The sequence below is a fragment of the Kitasatospora sp. NEAU-69 genome, from assembly GCF_057158765.1.
In genome coordinates this window covers 15,209-28,942 of record NZ_JBWXUE010000017.1, presented here as the reverse complement: position 1 = coordinate 28,942, position 13,734 = coordinate 15,209, and the positions used below count along the sequence as shown (strand labels likewise).

Genomic DNA, 13,734 nt, shown 5'->3' with positions numbered 1-13,734 from the left:
TGATCACCACTACTGAAGGAGCAGTGCCCAAGGTCCGCGCCGGCGGCTGGCACCGGCTGCCGGTCGCCGAGGTGGCCCGGCTCACCGAGGAGGCCGTTGCGATCACCCTGGACGTGCCGCAGCCGCTGGCCGCGACCTTCGGCTACCGGGCCGGCCAGCACCTCACCGTCCGACACACCTCGGACGGGCGGGAGTTGCGCCGCAGCTACTCGATCTGCCCGCCGCCCGGGGCGGCCGGCGGCCTGCGCCTGGTGGTCAAGCGGCTCGGCCCCGGCGGCTTCGCGGAGTACGCGACGACCCGGCTGGCCGCCGGTGACAAGCTCGAACTCGCCCCGCCGACCGGTGACTTCCGGCTGACCGAGCAGCCCGGCGCGCACCACGTGCTGATCGCCGGCGGCAGCGGCATCACCCCGCTGCTGAGCATGGCCTCGGCCGCGCTGCGGGCCGACCCGCACTGCCGGGTCTCGCTGGTCTACGCGAACCGGACCGCGAACTCGGTGCTGCTGGCCGAGGAGTTGGCCGATCTCAAGGACGCCAACGTCCAGCGGTTCAACGTCCTGCACGTGCTGACCCAGGAGACCCGCGAGGCCGAGCTGCTCTCCGGCCGGATCGACGGCGAGCGGCTGCCGAAGCTGCTCGCGCTGCTGGGCGCCGAGCCCGACGAGCAGACGCACTTCTACCTCTGCGGGCCGTTCGGCCTGGTCGAGACGGTCCGCACCGCGCTCACCCGGTGGGGCGCCGAGCCGGACCAGGTCCGCTTCGAGCTCTTCGCGACCGACAACGAGCCCGCGGCGCAGGCGGACCGACGCCCGGACGGACGGGCCGGATCGAGCCGGATCACCGCACGGCTGGCCGGCCGGACCACGGTGACCACGATGGAGCCGGCCGACCGGACCGTGCTGGACGCCGTGCTGCGCGCCCGCCCGGAGACCCCGTACTCCTGTCGCGACGGCCTGTGCGGCACCTGCCGCGCCCGGGTGGTCCACGGCGCGGTCACGATGGACCGCCAGTACGCCCTGGGCAGCACCGAGTTGGCGGCCGGCTACACGCTGCCCTGCCGGGCGCGCCCGGAGTCGGACGAGATCGGACTGGACTTCGATGCCTGACCACACCAGCGCCGCCACCCCTTTTCGAGGAGACCCCATGACCGACATCGCACTCCCGCCGACCGCCACCGACCTCGCGACCTCCCAGCTCGACGACTCCTTGCTGGAGTTCGAGGGCACCACGCCGTACGAGGACTACGTCCACGCCTCGGTGCTGACCTCGCTGCAGAAGCCGCTGACCGACTCGCCCTCGGAGATGGCGTTCCTGGTCACCACCCAGGTGATGGAGCTCTGGTTCACCCTGATCGCCCATGAATGGCGAGCCGCCCGGGACGCCCTGGTCCATGACGACGTCGATCAGGCGCTCGCCGCGCTGCGCCGCAGCCTCGGCTCACTGCAGGCGCTGAACGACTCCTGGCGGCCGATCGCCGCACTGACGCCGGCTCAGTTCAACTCGTTCCGGGCGGCGTTCGGCGAGGCGTCGGGGTTCCAGTCGGCGATGTACCGCGAGTTGGAGTTCCTGCTCGGCGAGAAGTCCCGCTCGATGGTGCAGCCGCACCGCGGGCACCCCGCGGTGTACGCGAAGCTCACCGAGGCGCTGAGCCAGCCGTCGCTCTACGACGAGGTGTTGAAGTACCTGTACCGGCGCGGCCTGCCCGTTCCGCAGCACGTCATGGAGCGCGAGGCCACCGAGGCCTACCGGAGCGACCCGGGCGTCGAGGAGGTCTGGCGGCAGATCTACGCCGGGCCGCAGCACGGCCCGCTGGTCGCGCTCGCCGAGGGGCTCACCGACGTCGCCGAGCTGGTGCTGCGCTGGCGCAGCGACCACGTGATGGCGGTCCGCCGCGCGATGGGCGCGAAGGTGGGCAGCGGCGGCTCCAGCGGGCTGGGCTGGCTGGAGAAGCGCACCGCCCGTTCGATCTTCCCCGAGCTCTGGACGGCGCGCAGCCATGTCTGAGACCACCGCAACCGAAACCGACGCCGCCACCGCCGCCCCCGCCGTCAGGACGCCGTCCGCCGAGGCGCTCGAAGAGGAGCGCCGGGTGCTGAGCCTGCGGCCGGTGCTCGCGCCCGTCCACCGCAAGTACGGCGAGCACCCGCACCAGGTCTACGACCTCTGGCCGGCCGAGGATCCGGACGCGCCGCTGGTGCTGCTGCTGCACGGCGGCTACTGGCGCTACGACCGGATGCACCTGACCCCGTTCGCCGCGTACCTGGCCAAGCAGGGCTTCACCGTCCTGCTGCCCGGCTTCCGCCGCTCCGGCGGCGCCGGCGGCTACCCCGCCACCTTCGACGACGTCGCCCGCATCGTGGACACCCTGCCGCAGGGGCGGCCCTACGTGCTGGCCGGTCACTGCTCCGGCGGCCACCTCGCGCTCTGGGCCGCCGCCCGCGCGCTGCTGCCCGCCGACTCGCCGTGGTACACCACCGAGTTGCCGACCGCCGTGCTGGCCCTGGCGCCGATCACCGACCTCGCGGCCACCATCCGCGACCACCTGAGCGACGGCGCCGGCCTCCAACTGCTCGGCGGCCCGGAGCAGGTGGCGCAGCAGCTGCCGCTCGTCGACCCGCTCACGCTGCTCCGCGCGCACGGCAGCACCGGTGTGCCGACCGTGCTGCTGCACGGCTCCGTCGACGAGGAGCTGCCGCACGGGCAGTTCAGCGACTACCTGGCCGCGCACCGGGACGCCGAGCTGGTCGAGCTGGCCGACACCGGCCACTACACGCTGATCGAGCCCGGCTCGCCGGCCGCCGGGTCCATAGTCGAGGTGCTGGCCCGGCTGTCGCGGCCGCAGACCGAGGAGACGAGGCACCCCTGATGACGTACAGCCCACCGAGCGACGCCGCGCACGCCCGCGACGCTCAGGACACCGGCGCCGGCGCCGACGCCGACGCTCTCGCCGAGCTCACCGCGCGCGCCGGCGAGCTCGACGCCGCCGACCCGCTGGCGCCGGTGCGCGAGCGCTTCCTGCTGCCCGAAGGCGTCGTCTACCTGGACGGCAACTCGCTCGGAGCGCTGCCGGCCGCCGTCCCGCCCGCCGTCGCGGACGCGGTGCACCGGCAGTGGGGCACCGGCCTGATCCGCTCCTGGAACGAGGAGTCCTGGTGGCAGGCCCCGCTGCGGGTCGGCAACGCGATCGGGCGGCTGATCGGCGCCGGCCCGGACCAGACCGTGGTCGGCGACTCCACCAGCGTCCAGTTGTTCAACGCGCTGGCCGCCGCCGCCCGGCTGCGCCCCGGGCGTCCGCTGCTGCTGACCGACCCGGCGCACTTCCCCACCGACCAGTACATCGCCGACTCGGTGGCCCGGCTGCTCGACCTGGAGGTCCGCCGGGTGCCGCCCGGCGAGCTGCCCCGGTTCCTCGCCGCCGAGGGCCACCGGGTCGCGGTGGCCGGCTACTCCCCCGTGGACTACCGCACCGGCGAGCTGCACGACATCGCCGCCACCACCCGCGCCGTCCAGCAGGCCGGCGCGCTGATGCTCTGGGACCTGTGCCACGTGGCGGGCGCGCTGCCGCTGCGGCTGGACGAGACGGGCGTCGACCTCGCCGTCGGCTGCGGCTACAAGTTCCTCTCCGGCGGGCCCGGCGCCCCGGCCTTCCTCTACGTCGCCGAGCGCCACCAGGCGGCCTTCGACCACCCGCTGACCGGCTGGAACGGGCACGCCGAGCCGTTCGGCCTGAGCGGGACCTACGCCCCGGCGGCCGGTATCGGGCGGGCCCGGATCGGCACCCCGCCGATGCTCTCGCTGCTCGCGCTGGAGGCCGCGCTGACGGCGTTCGACGGCGTCGGGATGGACCAGGTGCGGGCCAAGAGCCTGTCACTGACCGGGTTCCTGCTGGACTGCGCCGACCGGCTGCTCGCCGCGCACGGCCTCACCCCGGTCACCCCGCGCGAACCGGACCGGCGCGGCAGCCAGGTCTCGCTGCGCCACCCCGACGCGTACGCGCTGGTGCAGGCGCTCTCCGCCCGTGGCGTGATCGCCGACATGCGGGACCCCGACCTGCTGCGCTTCGGCGTGAACGCGCTGTACGTCTCGCACCACGACGTACTGGCCGCGATGCGGCAGCTGCACGCGGCCGTCCTGGCGGGCGAGCACCGCCAGGACCGCTTCCGCGAGCGGGCCACCGTCACCTGACGGCGCACAGCCGGTCCGGGCGGCGCATCCGCCACCCGGACCGGGACATCAGGTGCTGATTACTTGTCGTACAGGGTCCAGATCTGGTTCGGCGCGCCGAGGACGGCCGGCGCCAGCGTCACGGGCTGGTCGAGGCCATTGCCCTGGAGGACTTCGTCCTTGTTCTTCGAACTGGCGATGGTGGTCTCCTCCTGGCCGAAGTCGACCACCCAGCGCTGCGAGAGCTTGGTGCTGTCACAGGGCTGCTGGGTCACGGGGGCTCCGCTGCCCGCGTCCTGGATGCAGAGGCTCGGGTAGGTGATGCTGGTGATCGTGACGATAGGGGTACCCTCCTGGGTGCTGCCGACCCGGTTGAAGGCCCACTGCTGGTAGCTCAGGCTGGAGTCCCGGGTCAGTACCTGACCTCCGTAGTAGGCGTCGAGGTTGGTGTCGTCCGCGTAGTTCTGGACCGACTTGATGATCACGCTAGCGGCGTGCGCCGGTGCGGCGGACAGCGTCATGCCGGCAAACGCGACGGCCGCGGCGGCGAGGGTGACTGTCCTGCGTCCGATGCTCATGGCTGCGCTCCTGTTCAACTCTCGGAGAGAGTAGGCGGATTGGCGACTAGGACTGAGTGTCGCGGAGCAGAGACTACGGAAAGTCAGGTCGCAAACGATCTTTTTCAGTCGGCGTGGCCCCACGAAGATCAAGAATCACCCATTCGCTGGAGTTACCGCAGCAGGAACGCTCCACCGCCCGCCGCGAGCTCCCCACCCACAGCCGAGCCGCCCACCCGGCACCGGCACGACGCCAGCCCCCGCACCGAAGGCCGCGGGGGCTGCTGCACCTGTCGCTGCATCCGCACGGCCACCAAACGGCCGACGGGCCGCCCGGAGAGGACGGCCCGTCGGTCGGTGTGCGGCGAGTCGGTCACGGAGCCAGCGCCTCCGGGTGCCGCCAGCTCACCAGGCGGGCTCCGTCCGGCGGGAGGGACACGATGTTCTGCCCGAAGACCCGGTTGATCGAGCTGCCCCCGTTCAGCGAGATGTCGGCGCCGTAGACGTGCAGCGAGACCGCGCGACCGGTGCCGCCGTTCGACACCCGGTGGATGTCCTCGTCGGGCGGCACCAGGAGCTGCACCCGGCCGGTCGAGCAGGTGGTCCGGCCGGCCGGCACCAGCACCCTGCGACCGGAGCGCGGGAGCCGCCACAGCCGGAACGCCTCGTCCACCTCGATGCCCTCCAGCACACCCGACACGCACCAGGCGACATGGTCGTGGATCGGGGTGGACTGCCCGGGCAGCCAGGTCAGGGCGACCACGGAGTGCGTCCGTCCGGCGTGCAGCAGACGCTGCGAGTAGCCGTCGGCGTCACCGGCGCACAGGTCGTCGGGAACGATCAGCCCGGCCTTCAGGTACTTGCGCAGGGTGTCCGCGGTGAGCTGGGCGGTCAGCACCTCCGCGGCGGCGTAGCGCGCGAGGTCGGAGAGGAACTCGTCGAGGTTGGAGCCAGGTTCCACGGTCTACTGCCCCACCCCGGTGAGCGCGCGGACCTCGAACTCCTCGAAGCCCTGCAGGTCCGACTCCTCGTCACGACGCCGGCGGCTGCCGACCAGGGAGCCGAGGACCGCGGCCGCGAACCCGATCGGGATCGAGACGACGCCCGGGTTCTGCAGCGGGATCGGTGCGCTGGTGGTGCAGGAGATCAGCGCCGTGGCGTTGCCGACCTGCTTGCTGGACGCCGCCACCCCGCAGTCCTTCGCCTGCGTGGCCGTCAGCTTCACGGCGGGCACCGTGCTGGTCGCGCCGCCCCAGCAGATCGGGGAGAGCAGCACCAGGCCGATCGCGCTGACCAGGCCCGCGTAGATGCCGCACTTGGCGCCGAAGGTGGTGAAGCGCCGCCAGAACAGGGTCAGCAGGATCGCCGGCAGGTTGGCCGAAGCCGCGATGGCGAAGGCCAGGGCCACCAGGAAGGCCACGTTGAGGTCCCTGGCGAAGATCGACAGGGCGACCGCGACCGCGCCGATCACCACGGCGGCGAGCTTCGCCGTGATCAGCTCCTGCCGCTCGGTGGCCTTGCCCTTGCGGATGACGCTGGCGTACAGGTCATGGGCGAACGACGAGGAGGACGTCAGGGTGAGCCCGGCGACGACCGCCAGAATGGTGGCGAACGCGACCGCCGCGATGAAGGCGAGCATCAGGGAGCCGCCGGTGGTGCCCGCGCCGCCGCCGAGGTGCTCGGCCAGCAGGGTGGCGGCGGTGTTGCCGGACGGATCCTTCTCCTTGATCGTCGCCGTGCCGACCAGCGCGGCCGCGCCGAAGCCGAGCACCAGGGTCATCAGGTAGAAGACCCCGATGATGCCGATCGCCCAGTTCACCGACTTGCGTGCGTCGCGGCCGGTCGGGACGGTGTAGAAGCGGACCAGCACGTGCGGCAGCGCCGCGGTGCCCAGCACCAGGGCGACGCCGAGGCTGACCAGGTCGAGCTTCGACCAGCCGTCGGTCGCCCCGTACTTCAGGCCGGGCCGCAGGAACGCGTCGCCCTTCTTGGACGCGGTCGCGGCGTCCCCGAGCAGGTGGCTGACGTCGAAGCCGTACTTCGCCAGCACCCACAGGGTCATCGTGGCCGCGCCGGCGATCAGCATCACCGTCTTGACGATCTGCACCCAGGTGGTGCCCTTCATCCCGCCGACCACGACGTAGACGATCATCAGGGCACCGACCCCGACGATGGTCCAGATCTGCGCGGAGGCACCCTTGACGTCGAGCAACTGCCCCACGATCGTCGCCGCGCCGACCATCTGCGCGATCAGGTAGAAGATCGAGACCACGATGGTCGACACGCCCGCGGCGGTCCGCATCGGCCCACTGCGCAGGCGCGCGGCCAGCACGTCGGCCATGGTGAACCGCCCGGTGTTGCGCAGCAGTTCGGCGACCAGCAGGAGCGCGAGCAGCCAGGCGACCAGGAAGCCGATCGAGTAGAGGAAGCCGTCGTACCCGGAGAGCGCGATGATCCCGGCGATGCCGAGGAAGGAGGCCGCCGACAGGTAGTCGCCCGAGATCGCGATCCCGTTCTGCAACGCGGAGAACTGGCCGCCGCCGGTGTAGAACCCGCCGGTGCCCCGGGTGCTCCGCCGCGCCCAGAGGGTGATGCCGAGGGTCACCGCCACCAGGGCGACGAACAGGCCGATGGTCAGGCCCTTGTTGGATGCCGACTTCGCCGCTGCCGCGGCGAGCGGGAGGTGCTGTGTCATGCCTGGTTCTCCGTCAGTTCCTGGTCGCCGCCGCCGTGGCCGGCCGGGGTCGGGGCCGGGGCGATCCGGTGGGACAGCGCCGCGCTCCGCAGGGCCTCGGCCAGCGGGTCGAGCCGCCGCGCGGCGAACCGGCCGTAGGCAAGGGCGATGCCGAAGGTCGACACGAACTGCAGCAGTCCGAAGACCAGGGCGATGTTGACGTTCCCGAGGACCTTGGTCGCCATGGGGCCGCGGGCATAGGCCGAGCAGAGCACGTAGGCCAGGAACCAGAGCAGGAACGCCGCCGTCACCGGGATCACGAACCTGCGGTAGGCGGCACGCAACTCGGTGAAGCGCGGATCGTCGCCGATCCAGGGTGTGTCGCGGCGCGACGACACGGCCGGGTCGATCATGTGAGTCCTTCTGAGCAGTGCGGATCTTGCCGATGGACCGACCGTAGAAGTCCATGATCAACGAGCGATCAACGAGCGTTCAGCGGGTGATCGGGACGTGTTCAGCGGGTGCTCAGCGGGGCCTCAGCGGGTGCTCAGCGACGGCCTCGGGCCTCGGCACCCGTGACCGGGTCGGGTCGGACGGCTCATGCGGCCGGGACGGCGTCCCGGCGACGGTGGGACGACGCAGTCAACCGCCGCCCCGGGAGGGTTCCCGATGGTCCGGTCCACCACCTCCGCCGAGCTCGATCTTCTCGAGCCGCTCGACCCGCTCGCCCCGCTCAGCCCACTCGACTGGGGCGACCGGTTCGACCGGGCCGTCCAGCTCGGCCCGTACCAGTACCGCGTGCTGGTACGAGCCACCCGGGCCGGGCTGGCCGAGGCCGCCCGGGGGCTGGGCGCGGCGCGGTTCCTGCTGCTGTCGGCGGGTGCGCCGGCCGGGCGGGCGGCCGAGGTGGCGGCAGCCCTGAACCAGGTCGCAGCGGTGCTGACCCGGCCCCGGCTCAGCGGTGAGCCCGCTGCCGACACCGTGGTGGTCGTGGTCGGCGACCGGCGCAGCGCCGACGCGGCGCTCGCCTCGGCCGGGCCCGCCCGGGTGCTGTTCGTGCCGACCACGCTCGCGGCGATGTGCGAGGCCGCCGCGCCCCTGCCCACGCCGGCGGCCGCGGCACCCGCGCTGGTCTGGTGCCGCCCCGATCTGCTCACCGGCCCGCAGCACGCCGGGCTGTACCCACTGCTGCGCGACGTGCTCGCGATCTGCCCGTACCACTACGCCTCGGTGGCCGACCGGCTGCGCACCGACGGACGCTACGACCCCGCCGTGCTCGCCTCCTTCATCGCACTGTGCGTGGAGGCCCAGGCCGGCGTGCTGGCCTTCGACCCGCTCGGACGCGGGCCCGGCGCCGTGCTCCGCTACGGGGAGCTCGGGCCCGACGGGCGCGCGACCGCGACCGGGCCCGGCAGCGCCGCAGGGCTGCTGCTCGCCGCCCGGCTGGCCGAGCGGCTCGGACTGCTGGACGCCGCCGACGCGGCCGCCCACCTGCACCTGCTCGCCCGCGCCGGGCTGCCGACCCGCCCGACGGCCCCAGCAGCCACGACGGAACTGGTCCTGCTGGCGGCGCTCGGCCACCCGCACGCGCCCGGCGGCTCACTCCTCACCCCGGTCCCGGCCATCGCATCCGCTCCGCACACCACCCGGCCCGGCCGCCCGGCCCACCGTGACCAGGCCCGGACGAACGCCCCGGCTCTGGTCGGCGGATAAGTCGGGACCGGACTCCCGCGCAACCGGGACGGCGGGACGGGGACCGTGGGGTGCACGAGACCACGACGAAAGAACGACCAAACGAAAGAACGACCGAACGACCGAACGAACGGAGACCCGACGTGTCATCCCAGCAGACGATCAACCGGACCGGCCCCGGCCCTGGCTCCACCACCGACCGGCACGGCCTCTTCACCACCGGCACCCCGGTCACCTCCTGGACGGTCAGCACCGCACTGCCCGTCAACTACCACGTGCGCTTCGTCCCCGAGGTGCTCAACCCCGACAACCCGGCGATGGCCGCCGCGGGCGTGCCCGCCCGGCCCGGTCGGCGCCGCCGGCTGCTGGTGGTGGAGTCGAAGGTGCACGAGCTCTACGGCGAGCGGATCCACGCCTACTGCCAGGCGCAGCGGCTGGACTACCAGCTCTGCGTGCTGCTCGCCCACGAACAGGTGAAGACCATGGACTCGGTCTTCCAGGTCACCGAACAGCTGGACCGCTTCGGGCTGGCCCGGCGCGGCGAGCCGGTGATCGCGATCGGCGGCGGCGTGCTGACCGACGTGGTCGGCCTGGCGTGCAGCCTCTACCGGCGCAGCACGCCGTTCGTCCGGGTGCCGACCACGCTGATCGGGCTGGTGGACGCCGGTGTCGGCGCGAAGACCGGCGTGAACTTCGGCCGGCACAAGAACCGCCTGGGCACCTACCACCCGGCGGTCGAGACGCTGCTCGACCCGACGTTCCTCGCCACCGTGGACGAGCGGCACATCGGCAACGGGCTGGCGGAGATCCTGAAGATCGCTCTGATCAAGGACCGCGGGCTCTTCGAACTGCTCGACCGGCACGGCGAACAGCTGCGTGCCGACCGGTTCCAGCACCCTGCCTCTGCCGAGGTGCTCACCCGGGCCGTGCACGGCATGCTCAGCGAGCTGCAACCCAACCTGTGGGAGAAGACGCTGGAACGCCCGATGGACTACGGGCACTCGTTCAGCCCGACCCTGGAGATGCGGGCCCTGCCCGAACTGCTGCACGGCGAGTCGGTCTGCATAGACATGGCGCTGACCACGGTGCTCGCCACCCGGCGCGGACTGCTCAACCCGGTGGACTGCGCGCGGGTGCTCGCCCTGATGTCCCGTCTGCAACTCCCGCTCTGGCACCGGCTGCTGGACCCCGAGCTGCTGAATGACGCGCTCACCGACACGATCCGCCACCGGGACGGCCGGCAGCGCCTGCCGCTGCCCGTCGGCATCGGCGCCGGGATCTTCGTCGACGACCTGACACCGCGCGAGCTGAACCGGGCGTCCGCCGAACTGCGCGCCGCGGCGCGCGCACTGACGCCTCGTCAGATCGCCGCCTAGAGACCGGAAAGGAACAGTCATCATGCGCAGCGGTCTGATCGTCGCCAGCACCCGGGAACGGGCCGACGTGTACGGCGTGCACGGCACCGAGGGGCTGACGCACTGGACCTGCCTGGCTCGGCGCAGCGGACTGTACGGCGGCTGGGAGGCGGTCGAGTGGGCCTGCCTGCCGCCGGGCGCGGTCAGCGGCGAACACCTGCACACCCGGACCGAGGAGGTCTACCTGCTCCTCTCCGGCCGTGGCGAGGTCACCCTGAACGGTCGCCCGTACCGCGTCACGGCCGGTGACGCGGTGCTGACCGGCCTCGGCACCCGGCACGGCCTGCGCAACACCGGTACCGAACCACTGGAATGGCTGGTGATCGAGATGACCGCGCTGTCCTCCAACCCGTCGGACACCCACCCGTCGGACACCCACCCGTCGGACACCCACCCCCCGGCCCGCAGCACCGTGGTCACCAACCTGCGCCGGGTCGGCCCGCTCGACCCGCGCGGGGTGCTCAGCGGCCCGCTGCGCCGGATCGAGCTGGTCCGCCAACCCGCCGCCGAGCGCGTGCGGCTGACCGCCGACGGCGTCGAGCACACCGTCTTCGTCACCGCGGGCGGTGGCCGCGCCGGCACCGACGCGGTGCGGGTGCCGCTCGCCCCGGGCACCGCGCTCACCCTCCCGCTGGGCACCGAGTGCACGCTGACCGCCGGCCTCGACGGACTGGAGTACGTGCACGCCGTGCTGGCCGTCCCCGCGCACCCCGCACAGGAGGAGGAGCCGTGATCGTCACCGGCACCGCCGGGGCGGCCGTCCTGGTCGGCCCGCACACCGAGCGGATCCGGATCCGCTGCCTGGCCCGGCGCGGCATGCTGCACAGCGAGACCGAGGCGATCGACCACGTCCGGCTCAGCCCGGGCGCCCGCTTCGACCTGGCGGGCCGCGAGGCGACCGAGGCGGCCTGGTACGTGCTGCGCGGGCCCGTCGTGCTGGTCGGTGGCGAACTCCCCCCGCACGAAAAGGCGCTGACCGAGGGCGACCTGCTGCTCGCGCCGCGCGGCGAGCTGGTGCGGCTGCACGCCGGACCGCTCGGCGCCGAGCTGCTCTGCCTCACCGTCACACCGCACGCCGTCAGCGCACAACTCCCGCCACGCCGACCGGATCTGCCCGTTCCCCACCGACCCGAGAGGTCATCATGAAGCCGTACACCGTCCACCACGTCGCCTACACCGTGCCCGATCTGGAGCAGGCGATCGCCTTCTTCACCGACGCGCTCGGCGCCGAACTCGCCTACAGCACCGGCCCGCTGAGCGCCCCCGGCGACTGGATGTCCCGGCAGCTCGGCGTCCACCCCCGGGCCGTGGTGCACCTCGCGATGCTGCGCCTGGGCCCGACCCTCAACCTGGAGCTCTTCGAGTACCAGACCCCCGACCAGCGCCGGGCGCTGCCGATGAACAGCGACTGGGGCGGCCACCACCTCGCGCTCTGGGCCGACGACATCGACGCCGAGCTCGACCGGCTGACGGGCTACCCGGGCGTGCGGGTGCTCGGCGAGGTGGACACTGTGGGCTCCGGGCCGATCAAGGGCACCCGCTGGGTCTACCTGACCACGCCCTGGGGCATGCAGCTCGAACTCGTCAACTGCCCGGCCAGGCAACCGTTCCACGACGACACCCCGGCACGCCTCTTCACCCCCGCAGACTCCACGGCCCCCGCGGACACGGCCGGAGCAGGCCGATGACCGGGATCTGGGACCCCGGCGCGAGCCCCGTCGTCCTCGCGCGGCAGGACGACTACGAGGCGGACATCGTGATCATCGGCTCCGGCGCCGGCGGCGCCACCACCGCCTGGGCGCTGGCCGGCAGCGGCGCCCGGGTGCTGGTGCTGGAGCGCGGCGGCTTCCTGCCCCGCGAGCCACAGAACTGGTCGCCGCAGGCGGTCTTCACCGAGCAGCGCTACCACAACGCCGAGCCCTGGCGCACGCCGGCCGGACGGCGCTTCACCTCAGCCGCCCACTACTACGTCGGCGGCACCACCAAGGTCTACGGCGCGAGCCTGCCCCGGCTGCGCGAGGCGGACTTCGGCACGGTCGAGCACCGCGACGGCACCTCCCCCGGCTGGCCGTTCGACTACCGGGAGCTGGAGCCGTACTACGCCGAGGCGGAGCGCCTGTACCGGGTGCACGGGCAGCCCGGCGACCCGACCGCGCCGCCCCGGGCCACCGCGTTCCCACACCCGCCGGTGCCGCACGAGCCCTATGTCGCGGACCTGGAGCGGCGGTTGCGCGCTCAGGGCCTGCACCCCGCCGCGCTGGAGCTCGGCATCGACCTCGGTCCTGACCGGCCCTGCCGGCGCTGCGGCACCTGCGACGCGTTCCCGTGCCGGGTCGGCGCGAAGAACGACGCGGAGACCCGGGCGCTGCGCCCGGCCCTGCGCCGCGGCAACGTCCGGCTGCTCACCCACACCTACGTGACCCGGCTGGAGAGCGATCCGGCCGGCCGGTGCGTCACCGCCGTGCACGCGCTGCGCGACGGGCAGCCGGTCACGGTCCGGGCCGGGCGCGTGGTGGTGAGCGCCGGGGCGATCAACTCGGCCGCACTGCTGCTGCGTTCGGCCGACTCCCGGTACCCGGACGGGCTCGCGAACGGCTCCGGGCTGGTCGGCCGCAACCTGATGCTGCACAACAACAGCGTGCTGCTGGCCGTCGATCCGCGCCGCCGCAACCCGGTCATGTTCCAGAAGACGCTCTGCGTGAACGACTTCTACCAGGCCGGACCGCACACCCCCTGGCCGCTCGGCAACCTGCAGCTGATGGGCAAGGTCCGCGCCGAGATGCTGCCGGCCCACTACCCGTACCGGCTGCGGGCCGAGCTCTCGGCGCACAGTCTGGACTGGTGGGTGATGTCCGAGGACCTGCCCGACCCGCGCAACCGGGTCACCCTCGCGCCGGACGGGCAGATCACGCTGCACCGGGTCGCCACCAACTCCCGCGCCCACCGCGGGCTGCTGCGCGCGGCCCGGCGGATGCTGCACCGGGCCGGCTACCCGCTGGTGCTGGCGCACCGGATGGGCATCGACGCGACCGGCCACCAGTGCGGCACCACGGTGGCCGGGACCGACGAGGCGCGCTCGGTGCTCGACCCGTTCTGCCGCAGCCACCAGCTGCGCAACCTCTACGTGGTGGACGCCGGGTTCTTCCCGTCCTCCGCCGCCGTGAACCCGACGCTGACCATCGCCGCCCAGGCACTGCGCACCGTCCACCGCGGCGGCCTGCTCGACTGACGC

The 13,734-nt window shown here is 72.9% G+C and carries 14 protein-coding genes; 10 read left to right on the top strand and 4 right to left on the bottom strand.

Annotated features, from left to right (window positions below):
- Positions 1–23 precede the first annotated feature (23 nt).
- Genes AC060L_RS20840 through AC060L_RS20825 form a run of 4 tightly spaced genes read left to right on the top strand, consistent with a single transcriptional unit; the run spans position 24 to position 4,185 of the window.
- Positions 24–1,106 carry a 2Fe-2S iron-sulfur cluster-binding protein gene (locus AC060L_RS20840; protein ID WP_483800336.1) on the top strand — a complete coding sequence of 361 codons (1,083 nt, stop codon included), beginning with the start codon at positions 24–26 and terminating at the stop codon, positions 1,104–1,106.
- 37 nt (positions 1,107–1,143) lie between these two features.
- A complete protein-coding gene (locus tag AC060L_RS20835; RefSeq protein WP_483800335.1) occupies positions 1,144–2,004 on the top strand; it encodes a tryptophan 2,3-dioxygenase in 861 nt (286 codons plus the stop codon).
- Positions 1,997–2,866 carry an alpha/beta hydrolase family protein gene (locus tag AC060L_RS20830; protein ID WP_483800334.1) on the top strand — a complete coding sequence of 290 codons (870 nt, stop codon included), beginning with the start codon at positions 1,997–1,999 and terminating at the stop codon, positions 2,864–2,866. Before AC060L_RS20835 ends, AC060L_RS20830 begins: the two co-directional genes overlap by 8 nt.
- A complete protein-coding gene (locus AC060L_RS20825; protein WP_483800333.1) occupies positions 2,866–4,185 on the top strand; it encodes a kynureninase in 1,320 nt (439 codons plus the stop codon). Before AC060L_RS20830 ends, AC060L_RS20825 begins: the two co-directional genes overlap by 1 nt.
- Before the next feature lie 59 nt (positions 4,186–4,244).
- Here the strand turns inward: AC060L_RS20825 and AC060L_RS20820 are convergent, their stop codons facing one another.
- The 4 genes from AC060L_RS20820 to AC060L_RS20805 form a co-directional block, all read right to left on the bottom strand.
- Positions 4,245–4,742, bottom strand: a complete 498-nt coding sequence (locus tag AC060L_RS20820) for a ricin-type beta-trefoil lectin domain protein (protein WP_483800332.1) — start codon at positions 4,740–4,742, stop codon at positions 4,245–4,247.
- Positions 4,743–5,094: 352 nt separating this feature from the next.
- Positions 5,095–5,682 carry a cysteine dioxygenase family protein gene (locus AC060L_RS20815; protein WP_483800331.1) on the bottom strand — a complete coding sequence of 196 codons (588 nt, stop codon included), beginning with the start codon at positions 5,680–5,682 and terminating at the stop codon, positions 5,095–5,097.
- A 3-nt stretch (positions 5,683–5,685) separates the two neighbouring features.
- Positions 5,686–7,416 (bottom strand): solute symporter family protein, encoded by a 1,731-nt coding sequence (locus AC060L_RS20810; RefSeq protein ID WP_483800330.1) that lies wholly within the window; start codon positions 7,414–7,416, stop codon positions 5,686–5,688.
- A complete protein-coding gene (locus tag AC060L_RS20805; RefSeq protein WP_483800329.1) occupies positions 7,413–7,808 on the bottom strand; it encodes a DUF485 domain-containing protein in 396 nt (131 codons plus the stop codon). Before AC060L_RS20805 ends, AC060L_RS20810 begins: the two co-directional genes overlap by 4 nt.
- Before the next feature lie 256 nt (positions 7,809–8,064).
- Between AC060L_RS20805 and AC060L_RS20800 the strand changes: the two genes are divergently transcribed.
- From AC060L_RS20800 to AC060L_RS20775, 6 genes are all read left to right on the top strand, one after another.
- Positions 8,065–9,108, top strand: coding sequence for a hypothetical protein (locus AC060L_RS20800; protein ID WP_483800328.1), 1,044 nt, complete (start codon positions 8,065–8,067; stop codon positions 9,106–9,108).
- Positions 9,109–9,230: 122 nt separating this feature from the next.
- Positions 9,231–10,463, top strand: coding sequence for a sedoheptulose 7-phosphate cyclase (locus tag AC060L_RS20795; protein ID WP_483800327.1), 1,233 nt, complete (start codon positions 9,231–9,233; stop codon positions 10,461–10,463).
- 22 nt (positions 10,464–10,485) lie between these two features.
- Complete coding sequence (locus AC060L_RS20790; RefSeq protein WP_483800326.1) at positions 10,486–11,235, top strand: cupin domain-containing protein; 750 nt, start codon at positions 10,486–10,488, stop codon at positions 11,233–11,235.
- Positions 11,232–11,648, top strand: a complete 417-nt coding sequence (locus tag AC060L_RS20785; protein ID WP_483800325.1) for a hypothetical protein — start codon at positions 11,232–11,234, stop codon at positions 11,646–11,648. The genes AC060L_RS20790 and AC060L_RS20785 overlap by 4 nt, the downstream gene beginning before the upstream one ends.
- Positions 11,645–12,190 carry a VOC family protein gene (locus AC060L_RS20780; RefSeq protein ID WP_483800324.1) on the top strand — a complete coding sequence of 182 codons (546 nt, stop codon included), beginning with the start codon at positions 11,645–11,647 and terminating at the stop codon, positions 12,188–12,190. The genes AC060L_RS20785 and AC060L_RS20780 overlap by 4 nt, the downstream gene beginning before the upstream one ends.
- Positions 12,187–13,731, top strand: coding sequence for a GMC family oxidoreductase (locus AC060L_RS20775; protein WP_483800323.1), 1,545 nt, complete (start codon positions 12,187–12,189; stop codon positions 13,729–13,731). The genes AC060L_RS20780 and AC060L_RS20775 overlap by 4 nt, the downstream gene beginning before the upstream one ends.
- The last annotated feature ends 3 nt before the right edge of the window (positions 13,732–13,734 follow it).

Excerpts from the sequence above, each read along its gene's own strand:
- AC060L_RS20835 (WP_483800335.1), top strand. The coding sequence starts at position 1,144 with ATGACCGACATCGCACTCCCGCCGACCGCCACCGACCTCGCGACCTCC.
- AC060L_RS20830 (WP_483800334.1), top strand. The coding sequence starts at position 1,997 with ATGTCTGAGACCACCGCAACCGAAACCGACGCCGCCACCGCCGCCCCC.
- AC060L_RS20825 (WP_483800333.1), top strand. The coding sequence starts at position 2,866 with ATGACGTACAGCCCACCGAGCGACGCCGCGCACGCCCGCGACGCTCAG.
- AC060L_RS20820 (WP_483800332.1), bottom strand. The coding sequence starts at position 4,742 with ATGAGCATCGGACGCAGGACAGTCACCCTCGCCGCCGCGGCCGTCGCG.
- AC060L_RS20810 (WP_483800330.1), bottom strand. The coding sequence starts at position 7,416 with ATGACACAGCACCTCCCGCTCGCCGCGGCAGCGGCGAAGTCGGCATCC.
- AC060L_RS20805 (WP_483800329.1), bottom strand. The coding sequence starts at position 7,808 with ATGATCGACCCGGCCGTGTCGTCGCGCCGCGACACACCCTGGATCGGC.
- AC060L_RS20800 (WP_483800328.1), top strand. The coding sequence starts at position 8,065 with ATGGTCCGGTCCACCACCTCCGCCGAGCTCGATCTTCTCGAGCCGCTC.
- AC060L_RS20790 (WP_483800326.1), top strand. The coding sequence starts at position 10,486 with ATGCGCAGCGGTCTGATCGTCGCCAGCACCCGGGAACGGGCCGACGTG.
- AC060L_RS20780 (WP_483800324.1), top strand. The coding sequence starts at position 11,645 with ATGAAGCCGTACACCGTCCACCACGTCGCCTACACCGTGCCCGATCTG.
- AC060L_RS20775 (WP_483800323.1), top strand. The coding sequence starts at position 12,187 with ATGACCGGGATCTGGGACCCCGGCGCGAGCCCCGTCGTCCTCGCGCGG.